General features: G+C 70.5%; 25 protein-coding genes and 1 tRNA gene. 13 read left to right on the top strand and 13 right to left on the bottom strand.

The features are described from left to right. Positions 1 to 17 precede the first annotated feature (17 nt). The 3 genes from MJ604_RS24110 to MJ604_RS00670 form a co-directional block, all read right to left on the bottom strand. On the bottom strand, positions 18 to 656 hold the full coding sequence (locus MJ604_RS24110) for a TetR/AcrR family transcriptional regulator (RefSeq protein ID WP_243056351.1): 639 nt from the start codon (positions 654 to 656) through the stop codon (positions 18 to 20). Further along, entirely contained in the window at positions 637 to 1197 is a 561-nt protein-coding gene (locus tag MJ604_RS00675; protein WP_243056350.1) for a sugar O-acetyltransferase, read from the bottom strand. Before MJ604_RS00675 ends, MJ604_RS24110 begins: the two co-directional genes overlap by 20 nt. Before the next feature lie 770 nt (positions 1198 to 1967). Continuing rightward, a complete protein-coding gene (locus tag MJ604_RS00670) occupies positions 1968 to 2765 on the bottom strand; it encodes a helix-turn-helix transcriptional regulator (RefSeq protein ID WP_279235280.1) in 798 nt (265 codons plus the stop codon). A 111-nt stretch (positions 2766 to 2876) separates the two neighbouring features. Here MJ604_RS00670 and MJ604_RS00665 point away from each other — a divergent pair, with 111 nt between their 5' ends. Together MJ604_RS00665 and MJ604_RS00660 are read left to right on the top strand one after the other, a co-directional pair. After that, positions 2877 to 3275 (top strand): nuclear transport factor 2 family protein, encoded by a 399-nt coding sequence (locus tag MJ604_RS00665; protein ID WP_243056348.1) that lies wholly within the window; start codon positions 2877 to 2879, stop codon positions 3273 to 3275. A gap of 52 nt (positions 3276 to 3327) precedes the next feature. Next, entirely contained in the window at positions 3328 to 3675 is a 348-nt protein-coding gene (locus tag MJ604_RS00660; RefSeq protein ID WP_243056347.1) for a DUF1330 domain-containing protein, read from the top strand. A 470-nt stretch (positions 3676 to 4145) separates the two neighbouring features. Here MJ604_RS00660 and MJ604_RS00655 read toward each other — a convergent pair whose 3' ends face one another. Together MJ604_RS00655 and MJ604_RS00650 are read right to left on the bottom strand one after the other, a co-directional pair. Beyond that, on the bottom strand, positions 4146 to 4913 hold the full coding sequence (locus MJ604_RS00655) for a class I SAM-dependent methyltransferase (protein WP_243056346.1): 768 nt from the start codon (positions 4911 to 4913) through the stop codon (positions 4146 to 4148). A gap of 369 nt (positions 4914 to 5282) precedes the next feature. Beyond that, positions 5283 to 5364 (bottom strand) — tRNA-Tyr (locus MJ604_RS00650). Positions 5365 to 5480: 116 nt separating this feature from the next. Here MJ604_RS00650 and MJ604_RS00645 point away from each other — a divergent pair. Both MJ604_RS00645 and MJ604_RS00640 read left to right on the top strand, forming a co-directional pair. After that, positions 5481 to 5972 carry a YajQ family cyclic di-GMP-binding protein gene (locus tag MJ604_RS00645; RefSeq protein ID WP_243056345.1) on the top strand — a complete coding sequence of 164 codons (492 nt, stop codon included), beginning with the start codon at positions 5481 to 5483 and terminating at the stop codon, positions 5970 to 5972. A 2-nt stretch (positions 5973 to 5974) separates the two neighbouring features. Continuing rightward, positions 5975 to 6967, top strand: coding sequence for a hypothetical protein (locus tag MJ604_RS00640; RefSeq protein WP_243056344.1), 993 nt, complete (start codon positions 5975 to 5977; stop codon positions 6965 to 6967). 1 nt (position 6968) lies between these two features. Here MJ604_RS00640 and MJ604_RS00635 read toward each other — a convergent pair whose 3' ends face one another. The 4 genes from MJ604_RS00635 to MJ604_RS00620 are packed head-to-tail and all read right to left on the bottom strand — an operon-like array spanning position 6969 to position 10699. Further along, positions 6969 to 7949, bottom strand: a complete 981-nt coding sequence (locus tag MJ604_RS00635; protein ID WP_243056343.1) for a sulfate/molybdate ABC transporter ATP-binding protein — start codon at positions 7947 to 7949, stop codon at positions 6969 to 6971. A 20-nt stretch (positions 7950 to 7969) separates the two neighbouring features. Next, on the bottom strand, positions 7970 to 8779 hold the full coding sequence (locus MJ604_RS00630) for a sulfate ABC transporter permease subunit (protein ID WP_243056342.1): 810 nt from the start codon (positions 8777 to 8779) through the stop codon (positions 7970 to 7972). Beyond that, positions 8772 to 9653: a sulfate ABC transporter permease subunit CysT gene (gene cysT / locus MJ604_RS00625; protein WP_243056341.1), complete on the bottom strand. Its 882-nt coding sequence runs from the start codon at positions 9651 to 9653 to the stop codon at positions 8772 to 8774. The genes MJ604_RS00630 and cysT overlap by 8 nt, the downstream gene beginning before the upstream one ends. Continuing rightward, complete coding sequence (locus tag MJ604_RS00620) at positions 9653 to 10699, bottom strand: sulfate ABC transporter substrate-binding protein (protein ID WP_243056340.1); 1047 nt, start codon at positions 10697 to 10699, stop codon at positions 9653 to 9655. Before MJ604_RS00620 ends, cysT begins: the two co-directional genes overlap by 1 nt. A 303-nt stretch (positions 10700 to 11002) precedes the next feature. Between MJ604_RS00620 and MJ604_RS00615 the strand changes: the two genes are divergently transcribed. The 4 genes from MJ604_RS00615 (at position 11003) to MJ604_RS00600 (ending at position 15742) form a co-directional block, all read left to right on the top strand. Beyond that, positions 11003 to 12937: a 2-oxoacid:acceptor oxidoreductase subunit alpha gene (locus tag MJ604_RS00615; RefSeq protein WP_243056339.1), complete on the top strand. Its 1935-nt coding sequence runs from the start codon at positions 11003 to 11005 to the stop codon at positions 12935 to 12937. Then, positions 12934 to 14019, top strand: coding sequence for a 2-oxoacid:ferredoxin oxidoreductase subunit beta (locus MJ604_RS00610; RefSeq protein WP_374458328.1), 1086 nt, complete (start codon positions 12934 to 12936; stop codon positions 14017 to 14019). The genes MJ604_RS00615 and MJ604_RS00610 overlap by 4 nt, the downstream gene beginning before the upstream one ends. 269 nt (positions 14020 to 14288) lie before the next feature. Further along, the gene (rarD, locus tag MJ604_RS00605; protein ID WP_243056338.1) at positions 14289 to 15200 is read left to right on the top strand and encodes an EamA family transporter RarD; all 912 of its coding nucleotides are present in this window, start codon (positions 14289 to 14291) and stop codon (positions 15198 to 15200) included. 95 nt (positions 15201 to 15295) lie between these two features. Next, positions 15296 to 15742 (top strand): MarR family winged helix-turn-helix transcriptional regulator, encoded by a 447-nt coding sequence (locus tag MJ604_RS00600; protein ID WP_243056337.1) that lies wholly within the window; start codon positions 15296 to 15298, stop codon positions 15740 to 15742. Positions 15743 to 15745: 3 nt separating this feature from the next. On the opposite strand, the gene MJ604_RS00595 is transcribed toward MJ604_RS00600, so the two are convergent. Both MJ604_RS00595 and MJ604_RS00590 read right to left on the bottom strand, forming a co-directional pair. Continuing rightward, positions 15746 to 16837: a hypothetical protein gene (locus tag MJ604_RS00595; RefSeq protein ID WP_243056336.1), complete on the bottom strand. Its 1092-nt coding sequence runs from the start codon at positions 16835 to 16837 to the stop codon at positions 15746 to 15748. Then, positions 16837 to 18120: a hypothetical protein gene (locus MJ604_RS00590; RefSeq protein ID WP_243056335.1), complete on the bottom strand. Its 1284-nt coding sequence runs from the start codon at positions 18118 to 18120 to the stop codon at positions 16837 to 16839. The genes MJ604_RS00595 and MJ604_RS00590 overlap by 1 nt, the downstream gene beginning before the upstream one ends. Positions 18121 to 18236: 116 nt before the next feature. On the opposite strand from MJ604_RS00590, the gene MJ604_RS00585 reads away from it, so the two are divergent. The 5 genes from MJ604_RS00585 (at position 18237) to MJ604_RS00565 (ending at position 23452) form a co-directional block, all read left to right on the top strand. After that, entirely contained in the window at positions 18237 to 18908 is a 672-nt protein-coding gene (locus MJ604_RS00585; RefSeq protein WP_243056334.1) for a hypothetical protein, read from the top strand. Between the two features lie 9 nt (positions 18909 to 18917). Further along, positions 18918 to 20555 carry a ribosomal protection-like ABC-F family protein gene (abc-f, locus tag MJ604_RS00580; RefSeq protein ID WP_243056333.1) on the top strand — a complete coding sequence of 546 codons (1638 nt, stop codon included), beginning with the start codon at positions 18918 to 18920 and terminating at the stop codon, positions 20553 to 20555. Between the two features lie 162 nt (positions 20556 to 20717). Further along, entirely contained in the window at positions 20718 to 21362 is a 645-nt protein-coding gene (locus MJ604_RS00575) for a response regulator transcription factor (RefSeq protein ID WP_243056332.1), read from the top strand. A 117-nt stretch (positions 21363 to 21479) separates the two neighbouring features. After that, positions 21480 to 21839 carry an STAS domain-containing protein gene (locus MJ604_RS00570; protein ID WP_243056331.1) on the top strand — a complete coding sequence of 120 codons (360 nt, stop codon included), beginning with the start codon at positions 21480 to 21482 and terminating at the stop codon, positions 21837 to 21839. Between the two features lie 2 nt (positions 21840 to 21841). Next, positions 21842 to 23452 (top strand): FMN-binding glutamate synthase family protein, encoded by a 1611-nt coding sequence (locus MJ604_RS00565; protein ID WP_243056330.1) that lies wholly within the window; start codon positions 21842 to 21844, stop codon positions 23450 to 23452. Between the two features lie 7 nt (positions 23453 to 23459). Here MJ604_RS00565 and MJ604_RS00560 read toward each other — a convergent pair whose 3' ends face one another. Together MJ604_RS00560 and MJ604_RS00555 are read right to left on the bottom strand one after the other, a co-directional pair. Continuing rightward, on the bottom strand, positions 23460 to 24254 hold the full coding sequence (locus MJ604_RS00560; protein ID WP_243056329.1) for a (2Fe-2S)-binding protein: 795 nt from the start codon (positions 24252 to 24254) through the stop codon (positions 23460 to 23462). Continuing rightward, complete coding sequence (locus tag MJ604_RS00555) at positions 24254 to 25258, bottom strand: ABC transporter substrate-binding protein (RefSeq protein ID WP_243056328.1); 1005 nt, start codon at positions 25256 to 25258, stop codon at positions 24254 to 24256. The genes MJ604_RS00560 and MJ604_RS00555 overlap by 1 nt, the downstream gene beginning before the upstream one ends. Positions 25259 to 25333: the final 75 nt, after the last annotated feature.

Raw genomic sequence — 25333 nt, 5'->3', positions numbered from 1 at the left:
CGCCGGCGCATTCACACTCAGGAAGGACGGCGCTCCGTGCCGGCCACCGAGTCCGGGGTGGCGGCGTCGACCGAGCCGTGCCCTTCCGGCGTGACCAGCTTCGCCACCAGCTGTCGGACCTCGGCGTCGGGCATGGGGTCCGTGGCGAGCATCCGGTGGATGACGAGGCCCTCGATCATGGCGTCGAGACCACGAGCCGTGGCCGGGTCGACGAACTGCTCGAGCGTGGCTCGGCTCGCGTCCATCCATCCCTGGGTGAGCAGCCGCAGGGCGGGATCGCGCAGGGCCGCCAGGTAGAGCTCGAAGGCGATCGCCCAGTCGTCGGGGTCCGCGCCGGCGTTGCCGCTGACGAGGGACGTGATCGCCTCGACGAGGCCCGGTCCGTCGACGACCGCCTCGAAGTGCGTGCGGTAGACACCTGACATCCGGACCGCATGCTGGGCGAACGCGTGCTGGCACAGCTCGTCCAAGCCGCTGAAGTGGTACGTCAGCGAGCCGAGGGGTACGTCGGCGGCCGCAGCGATGACGCGGTGGGTCGTACCGGTCAGCCCGCGCTCAGCGATGACGCGCAGGGCCGCGTCGAGGATCCGCTGCCTGCGGTCGGGATCGTGTCGCCGCGCCCGAGGCGGCGGCCGTTCAGAGCTCGCGGACGACACGGGCCGGGCTGCCGACTGCGATCACCCCGGCCGGCAGGTCACGGGTGACGACCGATCCTGCACCCACCACGGTGTCGTCACCGATCGCGACACCAGGGCAGACGATCACGCCTCCACCGAGCCATACGTTGTTGCCGATGGTGATGGGCTGCGCGGCCTCCCACTTGTCCCGCCGCGGTCCGGGCTCCAGAGGGTGAGTCGCGGTCAACAGCTGGACGTTCGGCCCGATCTGGACGTCCTCCCCGACGACGACCGTGGCCACGTCGAGGACGACCAACCCGAAGTTGGCGAACGAGCGCGCCCCGAACCGGGTCTGGTAGCCGTAGTCACAGCGGAACGGCGGGCGGATCTCGGCCCCAGGGCCGTACTCGCCCAGCAGCTCGGTGAAGAGTGCACGGATCGTGTCGCCGTCGGTCGGGTCACTGGTGTTGATGCGGTGCGCCAGACCCTGCGCACGGGCCGACTCCGCAGCGAGCTCGGGGTCGTCCGCGATGTACAGGTCACCAGCGAGCATCCGGTCGCGCATCGTCTTCTCGGCCATGCGTACAAGCGTACATATCGGTCACCCCCGGCCCCAAGTCCGACACCGCGCCCACCTCGTCAGCGAGTCCAGCAAGGTCGGGAGGCTGTGTTGTCCCGCGTGTGAACGCCTCGGCAGGGCGCAATCGCGCGACCTCGGGTCATCAGACCGAGACCTGGGGTACGTCCTCCCCACCGATCGGTGGGGCCAGGCACCTGAACAGATCTCGTTCAGTGACGGGTGGTCTCCCTGACCCAGAGCAAGGTCAGCGACGGATCTTCACCTTTCACGCTCAGGTCCCCAGGTTCCAACTCGGGTTGTGCCCCAGGTCCTCGCCACCACAAACCACCTTCTCCAACCCAGTCAACACGACAATCGGCCGGACCGACGGCAGGATCGAACCACCCCAGACGGAGACCTCGCCGAGGCGATGTGCACCAGGATCCAGGCAACCGGGACCTGACTCGCCCAGGCGAATACGCACTAGCGGGCAAAGCGCGGCATGAGAGTCCGCTACGACATCTAGAGACCGGGTTTGCCGGGGGCAGCAACGTCGGCACGCGTTGAAACCCGTCACGTCTCCACACGTCAACGGAGCACCTCGGCAGACGCTCTGCGGTCCGATCTGTCGGTCACGCGCCCGGTCCGATCATTTGGGCCACCGTGGCGGTCTCTCCTCACAGAGCCCTACGCGACGGAGCCCCGAGGCTCGAAGAGCGACACGTCACCCAGCCGGCCCGACCGAATCTCGCGCTCAGGCAGGAGTACGAATAGGTGCGGCTCCCTGGCCGTCAGCCATGAGGAACCGCGGCCGTGGAAGAGAAGCAGTCAGCCGTAGCGGCGTCGGCGGGGACGAAGGTCTCGAGGTGAAGACCGTCGAGCGTGAGATCCGTGGCCATCTCCAACCGCGCTGAGACGCTGAAGAATCGCAGCAGGTGCTCGTCACGATCGAGCTCCATCGTGACGACCGGACCAGGACTGGCCGGCACGGGTCGGACGACGCCGAGCAGCGACTCAGCCTCGTCCAGCAGGACCCCGAGCCGCGGATCCTGCGTCTCGTCTGCGCGGTGACGGAGCTGGCCCACCAGGTGGCCGCCCCATTCGGGGAGATTGCGGATCCGAGGAGCGAGACCGCGTGGATCCAGGGTGATGCGGATGGCGTTGACAGGCGGCTCCAGGAGCTCGGGGGCGCAACCGTCCAGCAGGGCGTGCAGCGCCGCATTGCTGTCCACCACGTCCCAGTGATCGTCGAGCAGCAGTGCTGGCCAGGGCAGGTGCGCGTCGAGGAGCCGGCGCAGCCCGTCCATCACCGGGGCGAGGTCCAGGTCGTCGACCTCCCGCTCGTCGAGCGGTGCGTAGCCGGCCGCGAGGAAGAGCTGGTTCTTGGCGCGCAACGGAACCTCGAGGTGGTCGGCGAGCGTGGCCACCATGCCCCGCGTCGGTGCGGACCGCCCGTTCTCCACGAAGCTGAGGTGACGGGTGCTGACCGACGCCAGGTTCGAGAGCTCCAGCTGGCTCATCCGGCGCCGCCTTCGCCACTCCCGGAGAAGCTCACCGACCGTGTGCTCGCGCGCCGTCACTGGAGGCATGGACATGCACCCTAACGACGATCTCGCCTCGACCTTGACCTCGGAGGTAATCGCCTCCATGCCCGCAGTCCCGTCAGGCTGCTCCCGGAAATCACACACGAGAGGGAGACCATGACGACCGACACCACCACCGGCACAGCCATCACCCCCAGCGAGGCGCAGGAGGTCGTGCGGGCCTATCTGGCCACCTGGAACGCAACCGAGGAGCAGGAGCAAATGCGGTTGCTCGCACAGCACTGGTCCCCCAAGGCGACCTATGTGGATCCCCTTGCGGCCGTGGAGGGCCACGACGAACTCCGCACAGTCCTGGCCGGCGTCCACCAGCAGTTCCCGGACTTCGTGTTCTCACTCGTCGGCGACATCGACTCGCACCACGACCAGGTCAGGTTCCAGTGGGGTCTCGGTCCTCTCGGAGCCGAGCCCGTCGTGATCGGCTTCGACGTCATGGTTCTCGACGAGGACGGACGCATCGTCGACGTGCGCGGCTTCCTCGACCGGATCCCGCAGTGACCACCCGGCTGATGCCCACCTCACCGAATCCCTCAACAGACCGGAGCCTCCTATGACCGCCTACGCCATCGCTCACCTGCAGGACGCCGATCCGCACCCCGACGTCGCCGAGTACATGGAGCGGATCACCAGCACGTTCGAGCCGTTCGGGGGGCGCTTCCTCGTGCACGGCGCGCCACCGGAGGTGAAGGAGGGCACTTGGCCCGGGCACATCGTGGTCATCGGCTTTCCCGGGATCGACGACGCCCGGGACTGGTGGGACTCGCCGGCCTACCGGGAGATCGCACACCTCCGGTCGCGGCACATCCGAGGCGACATCGTCATCGTCGCCGGCGTTCCGGAGGACTACGACCCGAGCGTCACCGCACAGGCCCTTCGCACCGCCTCGGCGTCGCACTGAGGTCGACGGCCCAGGAAGGAGCCGACGTTGCGGATGCGTACGGCACCGTCTGCGCTCGTCACCTGCAGGCCCGTCGCGGAGGTGGTTTGCACAAGGCAGAGGACCCCGCCCAGTGAGCTGTGCGGGGTCCTCGATCCCGTGGCAGATGGTCTGCCTGACCCGGTACAAGGTCTGCGACGGATCTTCACTTTCCACGCTCAGCTCCCCAGGTTTCACTCCAGGTCGTACCGCAGATCGTCGGCACCGGAAGCCACCAGATGGCCTTGCCGAGGAGAGCCATGGCCGCGGGGACGAGCATCATCCGTACGACGGTCGCCCGCGGACCCGTCCACCGCCAGCAAGCCGAGGGCAGCCGGGACTTCGGCCACGGGAAGGTCTGGTCGATGCTCGGCATCAGCTGTCGCCATCGAGAGCCTCGACATCGAACGGCGCTAGAACCGGCGCGGAACCGGCTCACGCGGTCGACGCCGTCAGGGACGCGAGGCGACCCAGAGCTCCTCGGCGGGCCACTGCGTCGACCAGCTCTTCGAGACGATCTCGTAGAAGGCGTGGTCGTCGGCGTCCGGCGGCGCGTAGACCTCGTGCATCGCTGTGATCACGAAGCCGGCCGCGGTGAGCAGCCGCACCCAGTCGCCGTGCGATGGGTGGAACTCGACCCCGCCGCCGGGCCAGCGGACCCGGTAAGCCTCGCGCTGGCCGCGCAGCAGGCGGTCGCCCGCCACCCCTTCCTCGGCCGGGACGCACAGGGCCGACACGAGGCTGTTGGTCAGGAAGACCAGCCGCCCACCGGGCCGGAGCAGCCGAGCGGCCTCGGGCAGCCAGCGCTCGGGATCGCACCACTGTGCGGCGCCGTGCTCGCTGACCACGAGGTCGAACCGCCCGCTCGGCAGCGGGACCTGCTCCCCGTCGGCCTGGAGGAGCGGGAAGACCGGCCCGACCTGCGCCTGCATCCTGCGGGCCGTGACCAGCTGCTCGTGCGAGAGGTCAACGGCCACGGCGCGGGCGCCGAGCCGGGACAGCCAGGCCGAGAAGTAGGCGGTCCCGCAGGCCAGCTCGAGCACGTCGAGACCGTCGACGTCGCCGAGGACCCCCAGGTCCTGCTCCGGGACTGCGAACAGGCCCCAGGCCGGCTCCGGTCGGGACCACATGTCCTCGGCCGCAGCGTCAGTGAACCGCTCGTTCATCACCGCCCACAGCGCGCGGTTCAAGGCCTTGTCGGCGCTCACGGCCTCGGTCACCTGCTCATGCTAGGGGGCGCCGGAGCGCGATCCTCGCGGCGGCCGGTCCGTCCAGCGTGCGGGACTCGAGGTCGCTACCGAGAAGCCGCCGACCGAAGGCTCGTCCGCGAGCTCACCCCTGCGACCGGGGCTGCGACCCGCGTGCGGCGCGGCGTCGCAGGGCGAGCAGCAGCGCCGCGCGCCGACCCAGCATCGTCAGGGCGAGGAGGACTCCGGCCACGACGAGGAGGCCGGGACAGCGGCCCGAGCTCGAGTCGTGTGTCTCGCCTGGAGCTCCCGCCTGCTGACTCGGAGACCCGGACCGGACTTCGCAGGCTGCGCAATGACAGAGGCCCCGCACAGTGAACTGTGCGGGGCCTCCAACCCATGTGGCAGATGAAGGATTCGAACCTTCGAAGGCTACGCCGACGGATTTACAGTCCGCTCCCATTGGCCGCTCGGGCAATCTGCCGGGGGTGCTCCAGCCGGGCCGTTTGGCTCGGTGGCAGCAAGACGAAACAATAGCGCAGGCACATCCGCATCAAAAAATAGCCGGGGGGTATCTCCGGTCACGCGAAGGAGCACCTCATGGCCGACTCGTCGTTCGACATCGTCAGCAAGATCGACCGCCAGGAGGTGGACAACGCGCTCGGCCAGGCCGCGCGTGAGATCGCCACCCGGTTCGACTTCAAGGGCACCGGGGCCACCATCGAGTGGCAGGGAGAGCACGCCATCGAGATCTCGGCGTCCGCCGACGACCGCGCCACCGCGGTCCTCGACGTCTTCAAGGACAAGCTGATCAAGCGCCAGCAGAGCCTGAAGATCCTCGACGCCTCGGAGCCGCGCCAGTCCGGCCAGCTGAGCAAGATCTCGATCGCGCTCAAGGAGGGCATCTCCTCCGAGGACGCCAAGAAGGTCTCCAAGCTGATCCGCGACGAGGGCCCGAAGGGCGTCAAGGCGCAGATCCAGGGTGACGAGCTGCGGGTCTCGTCGAAGAAGCGGGACGACCTGCAGGCCGTGCAGCAGCTGGTGAAGGCGCAGGACTACGACTTCGCGGTGCAGTTCACGAACTACCGCTGACCGTGCGGTCGCGGGTCCTGCTGGTCGCGCTCGTCGCCGTGCTGGCGGCGGGCTGCACCAGCGACCCGTCCGACCCCGGCGCCCGGCCCACCCGCACGCCGGACCCGCTCCAGCAGCCGGCGCCGTTCGCTGCCGGCGCGCAGGCGCCCGCTGGCTGGACGACCACGCAGTGCGCTGACCTCCGGTCGCGGCGGAACACCGGGATGGCGACCCGGTTCGCCGTACCCCCGACGTTCTCCTGGTCCTACCGCGACGACGGGACCTGCTCGTTCGGCGCCAGCTTCGCTCGCGAGCTCGCCGTCTCCGTGGGGCCGATGCACTCGCTGCGGCACGTGAAGGAGACCGACGTCGACCCGTTCGTCGGCACGGCCGGTGACGACCACCTGGAGGACGTGTCGTACGCCGCCGACGTGCCGGTGTACGGCGACCGGCGCGGCGAGCACCTCGAGTACTACTGCTACTGCGACGGCCAGGACCTCGACGTCCGGGTCGTGCAGGCCGATGGCGTCCGGGTCCAGTGGACGACGCCGCACGGGCGGTCGAAGGACGAGGACGACTACCGCGCGGTCACCGACACCCTGGCGTTGCTGCGCAGCGGTACCAGCACCTGCTCGGCGCGCGGGCTCGACCGCTCGGCGGCGTACGACCCACCGATCCCGCAGACGGAGTCGATCGACAACGCGGGCGACGGCTGCCACCTCTACCTCCAGCCGGGCCGCAACTCCCTCCAGCGGTACGCCGAGGTCGTGCCCGAGCCACGGCGGACGCTCGAGCAGCTCGCCGCCGCGCTGCGTCGCAACCGCCACGTCGCCGGGGCCGAGGTCTCCGGCGACCGGCTCACCTGGCGGTACGTCGAGCGCGGTACGACGTGGCGCGGCGTCACCGTCGAGCGCGACGGCGTGCAGGTCACCTGGAGCGCGACGCCGCGGTTGTGGCGGCAGGAGGCGGACGTGTACCGAGCCTTCGTGAGCTCCGTCCGCCTCCTGCCGCAGTGACTCATCCGGCGTTGGCCGCCATCGTCGGGACGGTCGTGGCGCCGCTGACCGGGGTGACCCAGACGCGGACGCCCTCCTCGACGCCGAGCTGGCGGGCGTGCGTCCGGGTGAGGATCACGCCGACCTCCTCGCCGTCGTCGGTGAGCACGGTGATCCGCACCTCGAAGCCGACCCGCAGCACCCGCGAGACCACGCCCTCGGACGCGCCCGCGAGCTGCGGGCTGAGCGAGATGTGGATGTCGTGCGGGCGCACCAGGGCACCGTTGAGACGGGTGGTCTCGCCGAGGAAGCCCATCACGAAGTCGTTCGCCGGCTCGTCGTAGAGCTGGTCGGGGGTGCCGACCTGCTCGACGCGACCCTCGTTGATCACGACGATCTCGTCGGCGACCTCCATGGCCTCCTCCTGGTCGTGCGTGACGAAGACCGTCGTCACGTGCACCTCGTCGTGCAGTCGGCGCAGCCAGTCGCGCAGCTCCTTGCGGACCTTCGCGTCGAGCGCGCCGAACGGCTCGTCGAGCAGCAGCACGGTCGGCTCGACCGCGAGCGCCCGCGCCAGCGCCATGCGCTGGCGCTGGCCACCCGAGAGCTGCGAGGGCAGCCGGTGCGAGAACTGCGAGAGGTGGACGAGCCTGAGCAGCTCGTCGACCCGCGCCACGATCTCGGCCTTGGGCTTCTTGCGGATCTCCATGCCGAAGGCGACGTTCTTGGCGACCGTCATGTGCTTGAAGACGGCGTAGTGCTGGAACACGAAGCCGACGTTGCGCTTCTGCGGCGGCAGCTTGGTGGCGTCCGTGCCCTCGATGGTGACCGTTCCGGTGTCGGCGGTCTCGAGGCCGGCGATGACGCGCAGCAGCGTGGACTTGCCGCCACCCGACGGGCCGAGCAGCGCGGTGAGCTGACCCTTGGGGATGGTCAGGTTGATGTCGTCGAGGGCGACGAAGTCGCCGTACGTCTTGCGTACACCTGTGATGTCGATGCTCATGTCTGTGTCCTCTTCTCGTCTCAGTGCTCGTCGTTGGGGCGGAGTACGGCGACCACGACCAGACAGGCGATGCAGACCATCACCAGCAGGAAGGCGATCGCGTAGGCCGAGCCCTGAGCGAAGTTCTGGTACTTCTCCTCGACCATCAGCGTGGCCGTCTGGGTCTTGCCGCTGACGTTGTTCGACACGACCTTGACCGCGCCGAACTCACCGATGGACCGGGCGAGGCTGAGCACCACGCCGTACACGAGTGCCCACTTGATGCTGGGCAGCGTGATCCGCCAGAACGTCTGCGGCGCGTTGGCCCCGAGACTGCGCGCTGCCTGCTCCTGCTCGTCCCCGATCTCCGTGAGGGTCGGGACGACCTCGCGGATGACCAGGGGCAGGGCCACGAAGCAGGTGGCCATGATCAGGCCGGGCGTCGCGAAGATGACCTGGAAGCCACCCTCCTCGAGTCCCTTCCCGAACCAGCCGTCGCGGCCGTTGTAGACGAGCACGAGCGCCAGGCCGACGACCACGGGCGACACGGAGAGCGGTACGTCGATCATCGCCGACAGCAGCCGCTTGCCGGGGAACTCGTAGCGCACGAGCAGGATCGAGATGGTCAGACCGAACACCAGGTTGATGAGGACGGCGATGCCGGCCACCTGGGCGGTGAGGACGAGCGCGGAGACGACGTCCTCGTCGCCGAGGGCGTCGGCGAGGTTCTCCAGGCCACCCTCGAAGGTGCGGCGGAACAGCATGCCGACCGGCCAGGCGACGAGGAAGAACACGTAGCTGATCGCCAACAGGCGCAGCGTCCAGCGGACGGGGGCGGAGACCTTAACCACGGCGCGACACCCGCCTCTGCACGATGTCGAGCACGACGATCACGAACAGCGCGACCGCGAGCATCACGGAGGCGATGGCCGCAGCGGACGCGTACGAGCCGTTCTCGATGAACGACAGCATGCGCACCGAGGCGACCTCGGTCTCGTTAGGACGGTTGCCGCTGAGCAGGACCAGCGAGCCGTACTCCGAGATCGCCCGGGCGAAGCTCAGCGCCGCGCCCGCGGCGATCGCTGGGAACAGGCTCGGCAGCAGGATGCGGCGGAAGATCGTCCACCGGTTGGCGCCGAGGGAGGCCGCGGCCTCCTCGACGTCCGCCTCGAGCTCCTCGAGCACGGGCTGCACCGCCCGCACGACGAACGGCAGCGTGACGAACGCCAGGGCGAGCGCCACCGACTTCGACGTGAACGCCCAGTGCACGCCGATCGGGCTGTTCGGCCCGTAGAGCGCAAGCAGCACGAGGCCGGCGACGACGGTGGGCAGCGCGAACGGGATGTCGATGATCACGTTCATGACCGCCTTGCCCGGGAACTTGTCCCGGACCAGCACCCAGGCGATGACGGTGCCCATGAAGACGTTGATCACCGTCACGAGCGCGGCCTGGCTGACGGTGAGCTTGAGGGCGTTCCAGGTCTGCGGGTCCTGGAGCACGTTGACGTAGTTCTCCCAGCCGCCGGCCGCCGCGGTGGCGACGATCGCCGACAGCGGGACCAGGACGAGCAGGCTGAACCACAGCATGGCGATGCCGAGGCCGAGACCGGCCCCGGGAGTCAGGGTGTTGCGAGGCTTCTGCCGACGTACGCGGCCGGGCCGGCCCCCCGATTCGGGGGCCGGCCTGGCTACGTCGATCGTCGCCCCGGAGAGGGCGCCGGTCATTACTCCTCGCCCTCCTTGCCGAGGTCCTGCTGCAGCTTGGTGATGATGCCGAGGGGGTTGCCCTCCTGGCCGTCACCGAAGAACAGGTCCGCGGCAGTGCCCCAACCGGCGAAGTTGTCGTCGATCGTGTAGAGCGTGTCCGGGGTCGGGAAGGGGTCGGACGGGTCGTTCGCGCCCTCGACCTCGGGGATGTCGACGCCGTCGACGACCGGGCGGAAGCCGGACGCGGCGTAGTCGGCCTGGGCCTCGGGGCTGGTCATGAACTCGAGGAACGCCTGGGCGGCGTCGCCGGCCTCGGTGGTGACCGCGGCCGGGTTCTGGATCAGCAGGGTGTCCGGCGGGACGACGTAGTCGATGTCCGCGCCGCTCTGCTTGGCGAGGATCGCCTCGTTCTCGTAGGACAGCAGGACGTCGCCGCTGCCGTCGGTGAACGCGGTGGTCGCCTCACGGCCGCTCGACGGGAGCGCGATCGTGTTGTTGAGCAGCTTGGTCAGGAACGCCTTGCCGGCGGCCTCGTCGTCGGTGCCACCGGTCGCGTGCGCCCAGGCCGCGAGGATGTTCCAGCGGGCCGAGCCGGACGAGCCCGGGTTCGGCGTGATGATGTCGACGCCCGGCTCCACCAGGTCGTCCCAGGTCTCGATGCCGTCGGGGTTGCCCGCACGGACCACGAAGACGACGACCGAGGACGTCGCGATGCCGTTGGTGGCGTTGTCCTTCCAGTCCTCGGCGACGAGGCCCTCGCCCACCAGGCGGGTCACGTCGGTCTCGAGCGAGTAGTGGACGACGTCCGCGGGCGAGCCGGCGACCACGGCCCGGCTCTGGTCGCCGGACGCGCCGTACGACGGCTCGAACTCGACGCCGTCACCGGCGTCGGTGCCCTCGAAGTCCTCGAAGACCGGCTCGTTCGCCGCCTCCATGACCGAGAACGCACTGAGATGGATCGTCTCGCTGCTGTCGCCCGAACCGCCCTCGCTGGAGGAGCATCCGGTCAAGGCCAGCACCCCGGCAGCCGTGAAGGCTGCCGCAACCTTGATCGTCTTCTTCATCGTCACCCTTTCAGTGCCCACCGCTAAGTGGGGTTTCTGTCGAATGACGAGCAGACTACGCGACTTAAGACGAATACCCAGCAATGAACGCGGAAAATATACGATTCGTGTCGCGCGTCACACATCCGCTGGCCGGGATGGCTCCGGTAGAAGCCGCGGCCGGACTATCGTGAGGAGCCGTACCAGGGCCCCGATTCGGGAAAACTGGAACAGGTTCCAGTTTTCGACGTACCGCGAGTACGATCGGACTCGGCCCGGGCCAGGCGGCCCGCGACGAGTGACACGCGAGGGAGTGGGCGCGAAGTGTCCAAGCAGGTCAAGCAGCTCGACCGGGTGATCATCCGGTTCGCGGGCGACTCAGGCGACGGCATGCAGCTGACCGGAGACCGGTTCACCCAGGAGTCGGCCGTCTTCGGCAACGACCTGGTCACGCTGCCGAACTTCCCGGCGGAGATCCGGGCCCCTCAGGGCACGCTCCCCGGGGTCTCGTCGTTCCAGGTGCACTTCGCCGACCACGACATCCTGACCGCGGGCGACGCCCCGGACGTGCTGGTCGCGATGAACCCGGCGGCGCTCAAGGCCAACCTGGGTGACCTCCCCAAGGGCGCGACGATCATCGTCGACACCCACGACTTCACCGGCCGCAACCTGACCAAGGCCGGGTACGACGCCAACCCGCTCGATCTCCTCGGCGACGCGAACGACCCGCTCGGCGAGTTCCAGGTGCAGCCGGTCGACCTGACCGGGATGACCGTCGAGGCGGTCAAGGAGTTCGGCCTGTCCCGCAAGGACGCCGCCCGCGCGAAGAACATGTTCGCGCTCGGCCTGCTGTCGTGGATGTACGGCCGCCCGACCGACCCGACCGTCACGTTCCTCGAGAAGCGCTTCGCCAAGGTCGCCGACATCCGCGACGCGAACATCACCGCGTTCAAGGCCGGCTGGAACTTCGGCGAGACCACCGAGGCCTTCGTCGTCCAGTACGAGATCAAGCCGGCCCCGATGGCTCCGGGCACCTACCGGAACATCACCGGCAACCTGGCGCTGTCCTACGGCCTGATCGCCGGCGGCGTGCAGTCCGGCCTCCCGGTGTTCCTGGGCTCCTACCCGATCACCCCGGCGTCCGACATCCTCCACGAGCTCAGCAAGCACAAGGCGTTCGGCGTCACCACGCTGCAGGCCGAGGACGAGATCGCGGGCATCGGCTCGGCGATCGGCGCGTCGTTCGCGGGCTCGCTCGGCGTGACCACGACCTCCGGCCCCGGCATCGCGCTGAAGTCCGAGGCGATCGGCCTCGCCGTGATGACCGAGCTGCCGCTCGTCGTCGTCGACGTGCAGCGCGGCGGCCCGTCCACCGGCCTGCCGACCAAGACCGAGCAGGCCGACCTGCTGCAGGCGATGTTCGGCCGCAACGGCGAGGCCCCGGTGCCGATCGTCGCGCCGCAGTCGCCCGGCGACTGCTTCAGTGCCGCCGTCGAGGCCTGCCGGATCGCGATCACCTACCGCACGCCGGTGATGCTGCTGTCCGACGGCTACCTCGCCAACGGCTCCGAGCCGTGGCGGATCCCCGAGATCGACGACCTGCCGGCCATCGAGCCGAACTTCGCGACCGAGCGCAACCAGACCGTGGTTGCCAAGGACGGCACCGAGTCCGAGGAGTACTGGCCCTACCTGCGCGACGAGGAGACCCTCGCGCGCCCGTGGGCGATCCCGGGCACCCCCGGCCTCGAGCACCGGATCGGTGGCATCGAGAAGGCCAAGAACACCGGCAACATCTCCTACGACCCGGCCAACCACGACTACATGGTCCGGATCCGCCAGGCCAAGGTGGACGGGATCGCCAACTCGCTGCCGCCGCTCGAGGTCGACGACCCGTCGGGCGAGGCCAAGGTGCTCGTGATCGGCTGGGGCTCGACGTACGGCCCGATCGGCGCCGGCTGCCGCCGCGTCCGCAAGGCCGGCTTCAACGTCGCCCAGGTGCACCTGCGCCACCTCAACCCGTTCCCCAACGACCTCGGCGAGATCCTCAAGCGCTACGACAAGGTGCTGTGCCCCGAGATGAACCTCGGCCAGCTGTCCCTGCTGCTGCGCGGCAAGTACCTCGTCGACGCCATCGGCTACAACCAGGTCAACGGCATGCCCATCAAGGCCGCCGCGCTCGCGGAGGCCATCGGCAACCTCGTTGCCGAGGCCGAGGGCGTCACCGTCGACCTCACCGCTCCTCAGGAGGCTGCACAGTGACCACCAGCACCGAGCTCCCCTTCCCCGGCCTGCGCTCCGGCGTCGAGCTCGTCCCGACGAACGACCAGCCGCAGACCGGCAAGGAGTACACCTCCGACCAGGAGGTCCGCTGGTGCCCCGGCTGCGGTGACTACGCCGTGCTCAAGGCCGTCCAGGGCTTCCTGCCCGAGCTCGGCCTGCGCCGCGAGAACATCGTGTTCGTCTCCGGCATCGGCTGCTCGTCGCGGTTCCCGTACTACCTCGACACCTACGGCATGCACTCGATCCACGGCCGCGCGCCGTCGATCGCGACCGGCATCGCCACCGCCCGCGAGGACCTCTCGGTCTGGGTCGTCACCGGTGACGGCGACGCGCTCTCGATCGGGGGCAACCACCTGATCCACGCGCTGCGCCGCAACGTGAACATGACGATCCTGCTGTTCAACAACCGGATCTACGGCCTCACCAAGGGCCAGTACTCCCCCACGTCCGAGGCCGGCAAGATCACCAAGTCGACCCCGATGGGCTCGCTGGACCACCCGTTCAACCCGGTCTCGCTGGCGCTGGGCGCCGAGGGCTCGTTCGTGGCCCGCACCATCGACTCCGACCGCAAGCACCTCACCTCGGTGCTGTCGGCGGCCGCCGCCCACCGCGGCACGTCGTTCGTCGAGATCTACCAGAACTGCCCGATCTTCAACGACGGCGCGTTCGACGCGATCAAGGACAACGACACCAAGGCCGACGCGATCATCCCGCTGGTGCACGGCGAGCCGATCCTGTTCGGCAACGGCACCAAGGGCCTGGTCCGCGACACCGAGACCGGTGGCGTCAAGATCGTGACCGTCGCCGACGTCGGCGAGGACGCGATCCTGGTCCACAACGCGCACAACCCGGACCCCTCGACGGCGTTCGCGATCTCGCGCCTGACCGACTCCGGCTACCTCAACCAGTCGCCGATCGGCATCTTCCGCCAGGTCGAGCGGCCGTCGTACGACGACGGCGCCCGCGCCCAGATCTCCTCCGCGCGCGAGGCCGCTCCCGGCGAGCCGGCCGACCGGCTCGCGGCGCTGATCGGCGGCGGCGATACCTGGACCGTCGTCTGAGCCCGTGGCCCGAGCTCGCTCGGGCCACGCTCGGCGAAGAGGTCGAGTAGCCGCGTAGGCGAGGCACGAGCCTACGTCCGGCGTATCGAGACCCAGTCGGTCTCGATACGCTCGCTGGCGCTCGCTAAGCGACCGACACATGCCAAGGCCCCCGCCCGAGAGCGGGGGCCTTGGCATCTGCGCCAACACACTCCGCCCCACCGTTTCCGTCCGGGGCGTCCGGTAAACCCGGTGGACCGGACGAGGGGTGCGCTCCCTACGATTGGCGAGTGCCGGATTCCCGCCGTGGGCTGACGTTCGGGATCGCGGCCTACGCCATGTGGGGCGTCTTCCCGCTGTACTGGCCCCTCCTCCAGCCCGCCGGCGCGCTCGAGATCCTCGCTCACCGGGTGCTGTGGTCCGCGGTCACCATCGGGCTGCTCGTGCTGATCATGCGTCGTACGTCGCACCTGCGAGCGATCGTCGCCGACCGGCGGGTCCGGCTGTTGCTGACGGTCGCCGCCGCGGTGATCTCGGTGAACTGGCTGACCTACATCTGGGGCGTCACCCACGACCACGTCGTGGAGACCTCGCTCGGCTACTTCATCAACCCGCTCGTGACCGTGCTGATGGGCGTGCTGATCCTCGGCGAGCGACTGCGGCCGCTGCAGTGGGTCGCGATGGGCTTCGCGACCGTCGCCGTGCTGGTGCTGACGCTCGACTACGGCCGGCTGCCCTGGGTGGCGCTGGTGCTGGCGTTCACGTTCGGCAGCTACGGGCTGTGCAAGAAGACCGCGAACGTCGGCGCCGTCGAGAGCCTGGCGTTCGAGACCGCGGTGATCGCGCCGTTCGCCGGTGCCTACCTGGCCTGGCTCGCGTTCACAGGCGCGTCGAACTTCGCTGCGCACGGGTTCGACCACACGCTGCTGTTCATGTCGACCGGCATCGTCACCGCGATCCCGCTGATCTGCTTCGGCGCCGCCGCGACCCGGGTCTCGATGGTGACGCTGGGACTGCTGCAGTACCTCGCCCCGATCATCCAGTTCGCGCTGGGCGTCCTGTACTTCCACGAGGACATGCCGGCCGGGCGCTGGGTCGGCTTCGTGCTCGTGTGGATCGCGCTGATCATGTTCACCGTCGAGGCGGTCAACCACCGGCGCCGCCAGCTCCGGCTCACCGTCGAGGCCAGCGCGGTCGCGTAGCGGACGCGCTGCTGGTGGTCTAGCGGGTCGAGACCCGATGTCCGCCTGAGCGTCACGTCCCCACGTCGCCGCCCCGGAGGCGTCACACTGGCGACATGAGGGACGACACGGCGATCGTCGACGCCTGGCGCCTCATGGTCGCCGCCCACGACCGCGTGATGAAGGAGCTCGCGGCCGAGCTCAAGGACGGCTACGGCATCAGCATCGCCGAGTCCGACGCGCTGCTCCGGCTGTCCCTCACGGAGGGGCACCGGCTCAAGATGACCGAGCTCGCGAACATGATGCTCTACAGCAGCGGGGCCGCCACCAAGATCGTCGACCGGCTCAGCGACCGCGGCCAGGTACGCCGCGTCCACGACAAGGTGGACCTCCGCGTCGTGTGGGTGGAGCTCACCGACGCCGGCCTGGAGCTGATCACCAGGGCACGGCAGGCGCACCGTGTCGGCATCCTGCGTGAGCTGGGACCGTTCGCGTCGGAGTCCGAGGAGAGGCACGTGCTGGCCTTCCTCAGCCGGCTCGCGGGCTTCCCGTCGTGGCCGTGACCCTCAGGACAGGGCGGCGGTGACCTGCTCGTCGCCCGCCTCGGCGGCGGCGGTGATGGTCAGGTGGTCCCCGCCGCAGCGCGGCTGCGAGAGGAACGCCCGCCCACCGGGCGACTCGTAGACCACGTCGGCGCCGTCGGTGGGCGTCCACCGCACCAGCGTCGCCGGGTCGCCGTCGTTCTCCGGGTCCCGGGTGAAGTACGCCGCCCCGCCGCACCACACGAGGCTGCCCGCCGTACCGACGCCCAGATCGGCCTGCTCGCCGCTCGCGGTCGCGTAGAAGTGGGCCGTCTCGATCCGGCGCTCGTCCGGGATCGTCGACCAGACCGCGCCGTCCTCGGTGCGCAGCCCGTCCCACGCCGTGCACTCCTCGACGCCGTCGAACGGCACGGCGTCGGCGCCGTCCAGCGCCATCAGCGTCCGGCAGGAGGGCCGGCCGGCGTCGAAGCTCATCACCGAGTCGCCCCCAGGAGCGACCCGAGCGCCGTTGAACCCCTGCCGCTTCGGCGCGCACCAGCCGAGCGTGGACTCGCGGGCTTCCAGGTCGACGCTCGCCACGCAGTAGGCACCGCCCGGCCCGACGGTCGCGTGCAGCAGCCTCCCGGCGCCGAGCGCCCAGGTGCCGCCGTTCGTGGTCGGGACGTCGGACGACCCGTCGATCTCGAACGTGTCACCGGTCGCGAGGTCGGTCACCTCGGCGCGGCTCGGCCGGGACTCGGTCTTCTCCTGGAGCACCACGACCGCCCAGTCCTGGTCCAGCAGCGCGTCGCTCACCCGCCACCCGGACCGCCCGCCGCCGGTCGAGCCCGCCGGACCGTCGAGCGACCAGCCGGCCCCGTCGCCCCGGACGGTCAGGGTCCAGTCGGTGTTCTGCGTGACGGTGTCGCGGACGGGGCCGGGGACCGGCTGCCAGTCCAGCTCCGTCGCCGGCGGAGCGCTGGACTCGGGGGTCTGCGAGGGCGACGCGGTCGGCGTGCTCGAGGCCACGGTGGAGCCGGTCGTCGGCGTGGGCTCCGCGCCGGGGTCCTCGTCGCTGCTGCACCCGGCCACGGCGAGCACCAGGATCGCGGCGGTGGCCCAGGGCACGGCGCGCATCAGACACCCACGTTGTGCGCGTAGTGGGCCTGGTTAGCGCGGAAGCTGCGGTAGGCGTCGCGCCACTGGACCCGGGCGATGTACGGCTCCGACGGATCGAAGCGCTGCTGGTTCCACGGCTCGAAGTACCCGAGCTTGTCGGTCTTCGCGCCGCGCTGCGCGAAGCCGCGACCGACCTGGAAGTGCCCGGACGCGTCGTCGTCGAGGTACGGGTAGTAGCGCTTCAGCAGGATCGGGTGCAGCACCACCGGTGCTCGGTAGTCGTGGATGTGCCGCATCATCAGCAGCATCCACTTGGCGTACGAGTACTTCCCGATGTCGAGCACGATGTACGGCCCGGCGTGCTTGGCGTTGTCCCACCCGGTGGCCCGGTTGACGACGCGGACCATGTCGTAGATCGAGGTGCCGCTGGTGGTGGTCCCCAGCCGCTTCGCCCAGTGCTGCTGGGGCTGCGCCTCCTTGCGCCAGCCCCACGCGATCATCTGCATCGACGTCGGCCCGCACCAGTACGTCCGGATCTGCGCGGTGCTCTGCACGCCGCTCAGGATCTGGAAGCGCTGCGGGTAGTCGGCCGCCGTCTTCACCGTGACCGCGCTCGAGGTGGTGCTCGGCGACGCGGTGGCCGACGCCGTGGGTTTCGACGTGGGCTTCGCTGCGCTCGTGGACGGTACGGCGACCCGCGCCTCCGGGTGGTCGGCGAGGAAGTCCGCCGGCAGCGGCACGCCCTCGATCTCGTGGCGCAGCAACCACACCTTCGCGATCGACCGGGCGGCCATGGTGAGCTCCGCGCGGTCGGCGCGGGCCATCGCCTGCGGACTCATCCGGGCCCGCTGGGCGAGCGCGGCGGCAGCGTCGAGGTCGCCGGTCTGCTCGACGGCGCCCGCCGGACGGGCTGCGACCGTACGGGCAGAGCGCGCCGCCCGGGCCTGGACGTCGTCCTCGGTGTCCTCGGTCCAGCCGCTGCCCAGGCAGTAGCGCTGGCCCTCGAACTCGGCGCAGCGCACCAGGCTCGCGGCCAGCTGCTCGGGGCTCGCCTTCCCGGACGTACGCGACAGCGACCGCTGGAGCCGGGTCCCCGCGGCCACGACCCGCTCGATCTCGGCGCGCGCCTCGGCCGTGACCACCGACGCACCGGCAGCGCCGGCAGGGCGCGCGGCGGCGTACCCCTCGTCACCGGAGGGCCGAAGCGCGTCGTCTCCACCACCCCCGCGCGGCACGAACGGGAGCAGGGCGAGCAGGAGGACCAGGACGCCGAGCGCGACGAAGATGGTGCGGCGGGACATGAGGACGACCTCGAGACTCACGGGGAAGGAGTCGTTCCACTGTCACTCTGACCACTTGAATAGTCAAATTCATCATCCGTCACACGACGGAGCCTGCCACCGCTACCTTGTCCCGCGTGACCGCGACCCGAGGCCTCGGCCCGATCATCGGCGTCCACGTGGGGCTCTTCGCCGGCGGCGCGGTCGCCCTGGCGCTGGACCCACCCGCCCAGGGCTGGGGCGTGCTCGTCGTCGTCGTGGCGTACGCCGCCGCACTGCTGTGGGTGTGCCGCGCGACCGGCCGCCGCGACCTGCTCGCGCTGGCCGGCTTCCTCGCGCTGGTCTCGGTCTTCCAGGTGCTGCCGGACTGGGTGCTCGCCGACGTGATCGGCACGCTGCGGTTCCCCGACACCGGTGGCCCGCGCGTGGACGACGTGATCCCGCTGGCGATGGCGGCGATGTGGCTCGCCCCGCTGTTCATCGCGCTCGCGCTCGCCGACTGCCGGCCCGGCCGGTCCGCCCTCCTCGCCGGCCTGGTGTTCCTCGGCGCGGAGATCCTCGCGCCGACGCTGGGCCTCTGGGAGCCGGTGGGCGACACCCACCGGCTGCTGGGAGTCGCGGTGTACGTCGTACCTGCCGAGGCCGCGCTCGGGTGGGCGGCGGCCACGGCGTTCACCTACGTGCGCGACAGCTCGCTGCTCGCGCGGGCCGGTGCGGCGCTCGCGGTGTCGACGTTCTACCTCGGCGCGCTGGTGCTCACGCACTTCGTGGTCGACGTCGCCGACTGGCGCATCACCGCCGGAAACTAGGATTCCCCGGTGAGCGCGACCCTCGTCACCAAGAACCTCGCCGGCGGCCACGCACACCGGACCCTCTTCGAGGCGCTGGACCTGACCGTCGCTCCGGGCGACGTGGTCGGCGTCGTCGGCGCGAACGGCGCCGGCAAGACCACGCTGCTGCGCATCCTCGCCGGCGACCTCGACCCGCTCGACGGCTCCGTGACGACCGCGCCGAGCGACGCGTTCGTCGGCTGGCTCCCCCAGGAGCACGAGCGGGTCGCCGGCGAGACCGTCGGGGAGTACGTCGCGCGTCGTACCGGCGCCTCGGCTGCGACCGACGCGATGGAGCGCGCGGCCTCCGCCCTCGAGGGCGACTCCCCCACCGCCGCGGACGAGTACGCCCACGCGCTCGACCACTGGCTGGCGAGCGGCGCCCCGGACCTCGACGAGCGGCTGGCCCCGACGCTCGCCGACCTCGGCCTGGACGTCGGACCCGACGCGCTGATGACGTCCCTCTCCGGAGGCCAGGCCGCCCGCGCCGCGCTCGCCGCGCTGCTGCTCAGCCGCTTCGACGTCGTGCTGCTCGACGAGCCCACCAACGACCTCGACCTGGCCGGTCTCGAGCGCCTGGAGACCTTCGTGCGCGGGCTGCGCGCCGGGGTCGTGCTCGTCTCCCACGACCGCGAGTTCCTCGCCCGCGTCGTCACCCGCATCGTCGAGCTCGACATCGCCCAGCACCAGGTGACGGTGTACGACGGCGGCTACGACTCGTTCCTGGAGGAGCGGGCGATCGCGCGCCGGCACGCCCGCGAGGCGTACGACGAGTTCGCGGCCAAGAAGGCCGACCTGGTCGGCCGCGCCCGCACCCAGCGGGAGTGGAGCTCGCAGGGCGTGCGCAACGCGATGAAGAAGTCGCCGGACAACGACAAGATCCGCCGCCGCGCGCAGACGGAGTCCTCGGAGAAGCAGGCGCAGAAGGTGCGGCAGATGGAGTCCCGGATCGCCCGGCTCGAGGAGGTCGAGGAGCCGCGCAAGGAGTGGACGCTGCAGTTCTCCATCGGGGCGGCTCCGCGGTCGAGCTCGGTCGTCGCGACGCTCGACCAGGCGACCGCGACCCTCGGCGAGTTCACCCTCGGCCCCGCCTCGCTCCAGGTCAGCGCCGGCGACCGGATCGGCGTCACCGGCCCGAACGGTGCCGGCAAGACCACGCTGCTCCGGCTGCTGCTGGGCCGGCTGGCGCCGACGACCGGGCGGGCCAGCCTGGGCGCCTCGGTCGAGATCGGGGAGATCGACCAGGCCCGCACCGGGCTGGCCGAGGACCTGCCGCTCGGCGACGCGTTCGAGGCGGTCCTGCCGCAGATGACGCCCGCCGACGTACGCACCCTGCTCGCGAAGTTCGGCCTCAAGGCCGACCAGGTCACCAGCCTCGTCGGCCGGCTCTCGCCCGGCGAGCGCACCCGCGCTGCGATGGCGCTGCTCCAGGCCCGCGGCGTGAACCTGCTCGTGCTCGATGAGCCCACCAACCACCTGGACCTGCCGGCGATCGAGCAGCTCGAGGAGGCGCTGGAGTCGTACGACGGCGCGCTGCTGCTGGTCTCGCACGACCGCCGGCTGCTGGACAACGTCCGGCTCGACCAGCGCTGGCACGTCGAGGGCGGGCGGGTCTCCGGCTCCTGATCCGACGGCGCCGAGCGATGGCCCCGACTCCCCGCTGCGTGAGGGGAAGTCGGGGCCATCGCCTGCACTGACCTGGAGGTACCGCGAACGCGAGGACGCGAATCCCACCCGAACGGGTGGACTTTGAGGAATGGGTGTCGCGCGGACGGGAACGGAGTGGTCGTGGAACCTGCAACGCACAGCCCGGAGCGCCCGGTCAGGGTGGCGCTGTCCAACGACTACGAGATCGCTCTGCTCGGTCTCGCCGCGATGCTGGCGCGCCATCCCGACCAGGTCCAGATCGTCGACATCACGACGAACCCGAACGCGATGCTGCACGAGCCCGACGTGATCCTCTTCGACACGTTCGGCCGGCTGCCGGGGGAGGACGCCAAGCTGCGCCGGATGGTCGCGGAGAACGACGCGAAGGTCGTCGTCTACAGCTGGGACGACTACCCCGAGGACGCGGCCCGGCAGGCCGGCGCCGCGGGCTACCTGCACAAGAGCATGAGCGCTCCCGAGCTGGTCGGCGCGATCGTCGCGCTGCACAGCGGCGAACAGGTGCCGGTCGCTGGCGGCGACGACGCACCCACCCAGACCTGGCCCGGCCAGGCCGCCGGGCTCTCCGAGCGGGAGGCGGAGATGCTGTCGTTCATCGTGCGCGGCCTCACCAACGGCGACATCGCGCGCCGGTCCTACCTCAGCATCAACACCGTGAAGACCTACATCCGCACGGCCTACCGCAAGATCGGGGCGACCAACCGGGCGCAGGCGGTGGCCTGGGGCTTCCGCAACGGCTTCGACTCGACCGACGACACCGGCGTGTGATCACACCCGCGCGGGTGGAGGCATTCCGCAGGGTGCGCCGTACCGTCGAAGGTGCCGAGAGTTTCTCGTGACCCGCCGCCCAAGGCGCCTCCGTTCCCGGTCGAGACACCATTCGAAGTGGACCGGCGCATGGAGTTCTTCGCATCCCTCTCCGTTCAAGACGATCGAGCACGGCTGACCCTCCGCGGGGAGCTGGACGCCTTCACCGCACTGCTCCTGCGCTGGCGCGCTGACGACGCGCTGGCGCTGGGGTCCCGCCACTTCGTCGTGGACGTCACGGACGTGACCTTCGTCGACGCGGCCGGCCTGGGTGCGCTGGTGCGGTTGCACAACGCCGCGCAGCGACTCGACGGCTCGATCACCTTGATCGGCGCTGACGAGCACTTCCGGCGCGCGTGCGACCTCGCCGGGCTGACCGAGGTGTTCTCCATGCCCGCTCCCGCCGTGCATGCCATGGAGGCTGCGGGTACCGGCTAGGCATGAAGAAGACGTTGGCCGGCGTGTCCCTGGCCGCGCTCGGCGCGGTCGCCACCCACGACCTGCTCCAGCGTCGGCACGCGATCCTGCGCAACTTCCCCGTGGTCGGGCACGCGCGGTTCTGGCTGGAGGCGATCGGCCCGGAGCTGCGGCAGTACATCGTCGCCGGCAACGACGAGGAGCGGCCGTTCAGCCGGGACCAGCGCCGGTGGGTGTACGCGTCGTCGAAGCTGCAGAACAACTACTTCGGCTTCGGCACCGACAACGACCTCGAGCACGGCTCCGGCAACGTCATCGTCCACCACCGCACGTTCGGCCGCGCCCATCCCACCCACGGCGCGGTCGGCCAGGAGGCGCGACTGCCGTCCGCCAAGGTCCTCGGCGGCCCGCGCGGACGCACGCACGCGTTCCGCCCCGCGTCGGTCGTCAACGTCTCCGGGATGAGCTTCGGCTCCCTGTCCGGCCGCGCGATCGAGGCGATCAACCGCGGCGCCGCCGAGGCCGGCTGCCTGCACAACACCGGCGAGGGCGCGGTGTCGCCGTACCACCGCAACGGTGCCGACCTCGTGTTCCAGATCGGTACGGCGTACTTCGGCTGCCGGGACGAGCAGGGGCGCTTCGACCTGGCTCGCCTCAAGGACCTCGTCGCGTCGACACCGATCCGGGCGCTGGAGATCAAGCTCAGCCAGGGCGCCAAGCCCGGCCTCGGCGGCGTGCTGCCCGCGCCGAAGGTGTCCCGCGAGATCGCCGAGACGCGCGGGGTGCCGGAGGGCGTGGACTGCCTGAGCCCGTCGCGGCACGCGGAGTTCGACGACGTCGACTCGATGCTCGACTTCGTCGAGCTGCTCGCCACGGAGACCGGCCTCCCGGTCGGCATCAAGTCCGCCGTCGGCGACCTCGGCTTCTGGAACGAGCTGGCGGACCTGATGGACCGCCGCGACCGGGGCGTCGACTTCGTGGCGATCGACGGCGGCGAGGGCGGCACCGGCGCCTCCCCGCTGATCTTCACCGACGCGGTCTCGCTGCCGTTCCGGCTCGGGTTCGCCCGGGCGTACGCCGCCTTCGCCGAGCGCGGCCTCCACGAGGACGTCACGTTCATCGGCTCCGGCAAGCTCGGCCTGCCCGACAACGCCGTCGTGGCGTTCGCGCTCGGCGCCGACATGGTGAACGTCGCCCGTGAGGCGATGCTCGCGGTCGGCTGCATCCAGGCCCAGAAGTGCCACACCGGCGAGTGCCCGACCGGCGTCGCGACGCAGAACCCGTGGCTGGCGCGCGGGCTCGACCCGGCGTCGAAGGCCGAGCGCGTGACGAACTACGTGAAGACGCTGCGCCGGGACCTGCTCAAGGTCTCGGAGACCTGCGGGGTCGAGCACCCCGCGCTGATCGGCCCCGACAGCGTGGAGGTCCTCGACAACCTGAGCGAGGGCCGGCTCCTCGAGGACGTGTACGGCTACCGGCCGGGCTGGGGCTTCCCGTCCGAGCGCGACCGGGCCGACATCGCCCGGATCATGGCCGCGACCGAGGAGGCCGAGGCCGAGACCGAGGGGCCACCCGAGACGGCCGAGGACGGCGTACGCGGCGACGACGCCGCCGGGGAGGTCCCGAGCGAGTGACAGAACGTCAGGGAGTGGCGGCCATCCGGCGCACCCGCTCCTCCTCCGAGGTGCGCGGGCACGTCGTGCACGCACCGTCGTCGCCGACCTTGAAGTAGTAGCAGCAGCCCACCCGCGTCCGGATGAGGTGCTCGCCTCCGAGCAGGTAGTACGAGCTGCCCTGCGGGAACTGGTCGGTCGGGCCGGGCAGCACCGCCCGCGCCGAGCCGAACGTCGCGGTCACCTCCGACGGGTCCGGCTGCTCGGGCCCGAAGCCGCTGTCCAGGGCATCGAAGAAGGCCCCGAGCAGGGCTCGGCGCGGCAGCCGGGCAGTGGGGCGGTACGACGCCAGGAAGTCGTCCGCGTGGTCGCGCACCTGCGCGCGCAGCACCGCCGCGAGCGCCGCCTCGTCCGGCACGACGGTCGCGTCGGGGTGGCCTGCCGCCTCGTCTCCGGGCAGGCACCAGAACGCGCCGTCCAGGAGGACCACGCCGTCCGGGTAGGTGTAGGTGTCCTCGGTCCGGAACGCCACGGACTCACGCGCGAGCGACGGCACCCGGCGGTCGACGTGGAAGAACAGCCCGCCGACCGTGGCCGCGATGTCGGCGTAGTAGCTCAGCACGTAGCCCGTCGTCGACATCGGGTGGCTCCTGCCGATCTCGGTGCGGTGCCAGGCCTCGACCCGGTCCTCCCACGCGGCGATGCGCTCGGCGTCGACCTCGCTGCAGCGCGACCAGCCGTCCGGGACGGACTCGCCGTACGAGATGGCGAGCCAGTCGCGACGCGCGTCGGCGCGGGCCGCGGTCGCGGCGAGGGGGTGCATCAGGACGCGGCGAGCTCGGTCAGCGTCTCGTCGATGTCCGCGAGCACCTCGCGGGCGCCGACGGCACCGCCGAACTGCCAGTGGTTGCCGACCGTCACGACGCGGTCGTTCTGCACGACGTCGAGGGTGCCCCACAGCGGCGAGCCCTCGTGCCGGTCGGAGCCCTCGCGCACCTCCAGGAACAGCAGGTCCCCGTCGAGCAGGGTGGTGTTCTCCTGGGAGACGTCGACCGAGCCCCACTCGTCGATCTCCGCGTCCTGCACGGCCGCCGGCTCGTGGAAGCCGAGCTCGCCCAGCAGGATCGACCCGAGCGCGGCCAGGTCGGTCTCGATCGGGTTGATCGCCACGTAGTCCGGGGTGCTCTTGGCCTGCACGACCTCGGTCCCGGCGATGAGGTCCGCGTGCTCCTCGCGGAGCTCCTCGATCTCGGCCTCGGTCTCCGCGATGTAGGCCTCGGCCTCGTCCTCGCGGTCCAGCAGCTCGCCGTACGACCGCAGCGTGCCGCGCCAGTCCTGGAACGACGCGGTGCCGCCGTACCGCCCGCCGTCGGCGTCCTCCTCGCTGGTCGGCACCGCGACCAGCGGCGCGATCGCCGCCAGCTTCTCGCGGCCCTTGGCGCCGTCGATCTGGTCGAACGGCAGCAGGATCAGGTCCGGGTCGGCCGCGGCGACGGCCTCGAGGTCCACCTCGTACGGGAAGCCGGGGTCGAACAGGTCGTCGCGGGCCAGCTCGTCGGCGAGGTAGTGCTCCTCGTCGGACGCGTGGAAGTCGAGCCCGAAGACGCCGATGACGTTGTTCGTGTCGTAGCCGAGCGCGGTGAGGTAGTCGACCGTCATCAGGTCCGCGATGATCCGCTGCGGCTCGGCCGGGATCTCGACCTCGCCGTACGCGCTCTCCACGACGCGCGTGGTCGGCTCGGCGTCCACCGTGCTGTCATCGCTCTCGCTGCCGCAGCCGACGAGGAGCGCAGGGGCGAGCAGGACGAACAGGGCACGACGCGCCACGGGAGACTCCTCACTCTATGAAAGTGAGGTGAGCCTAACCTAACCCGAATCGAGCAGGGTGAGTCGTCCGCCTGC

This window comes from Nocardioides sp. SR21 (assembly GCF_022761125.1).
Classification (GTDB): Bacteria; Actinomycetota; Actinomycetes; order Propionibacteriales; family Nocardioidaceae; genus Nocardioides.
Note: the sequence above shows the minus strand (reverse complement) of the source record. Positions and strands in the feature narration are given on the sequence as shown.

Bases quoted from the DNA above. Each gene is read 5' to 3' on its own strand.
- MJ604_RS00660 (WP_243056347.1), top strand. From the start codon at position 3,328: ATGACCGCCTACGCCATCGCTCACCTGCAGGACGCCGATCCGCACCCC.
- MJ604_RS00595 (WP_243056336.1), bottom strand. From the start codon at position 16,837: ATGCGCGCCGTGCCCTGGGCCACCGCCGCGATCCTGGTGCTCGCCGTG.
- MJ604_RS00665 (WP_243056348.1), top strand. From the start codon at position 2,877: ATGACGACCGACACCACCACCGGCACAGCCATCACCCCCAGCGAGGCG.
- MJ604_RS00645 (WP_243056345.1), top strand. From the start codon at position 5,481: ATGGCCGACTCGTCGTTCGACATCGTCAGCAAGATCGACCGCCAGGAG.
- MJ604_RS00620 (WP_243056340.1), bottom strand. From the start codon at position 10,699: ATGAAGAAGACGATCAAGGTTGCGGCAGCCTTCACGGCTGCCGGGGTG.
- MJ604_RS00635 (WP_243056343.1), bottom strand. From the start codon at position 7,949: ATGAGCATCGACATCACAGGTGTACGCAAGACGTACGGCGACTTCGTC.
- MJ604_RS00560 (WP_243056329.1), bottom strand. From the start codon at position 24,254: ATGCACCCCCTCGCCGCGACCGCGGCCCGCGCCGACGCGCGTCGCGAC.
- MJ604_RS00670 (WP_279235280.1), bottom strand. From the start codon at position 2,765: ATGCCTCCAGTGACGGCGCGCGAGCACACGGTCGGTGAGCTTCTCCGG.
- MJ604_RS00565 (WP_243056330.1), top strand. From the start codon at position 21,842: ATGAAGAAGACGTTGGCCGGCGTGTCCCTGGCCGCGCTCGGCGCGGTC.
- cysT (WP_243056341.1), bottom strand. From the start codon at position 9,653: ATGACCGGCGCCCTCTCCGGGGCGACGATCGACGTAGCCAGGCCGGCC.
- MJ604_RS00675 (WP_243056350.1), bottom strand. From the start codon at position 1,197: ATGGCCGAGAAGACGATGCGCGACCGGATGCTCGCTGGTGACCTGTAC.
- MJ604_RS00590 (WP_243056335.1), bottom strand. From the start codon at position 18,120: ATGTCCCGCCGCACCATCTTCGTCGCGCTCGGCGTCCTGGTCCTCCTG.
- MJ604_RS00600 (WP_243056337.1), top strand. From the start codon at position 15,296: ATGAGGGACGACACGGCGATCGTCGACGCCTGGCGCCTCATGGTCGCC.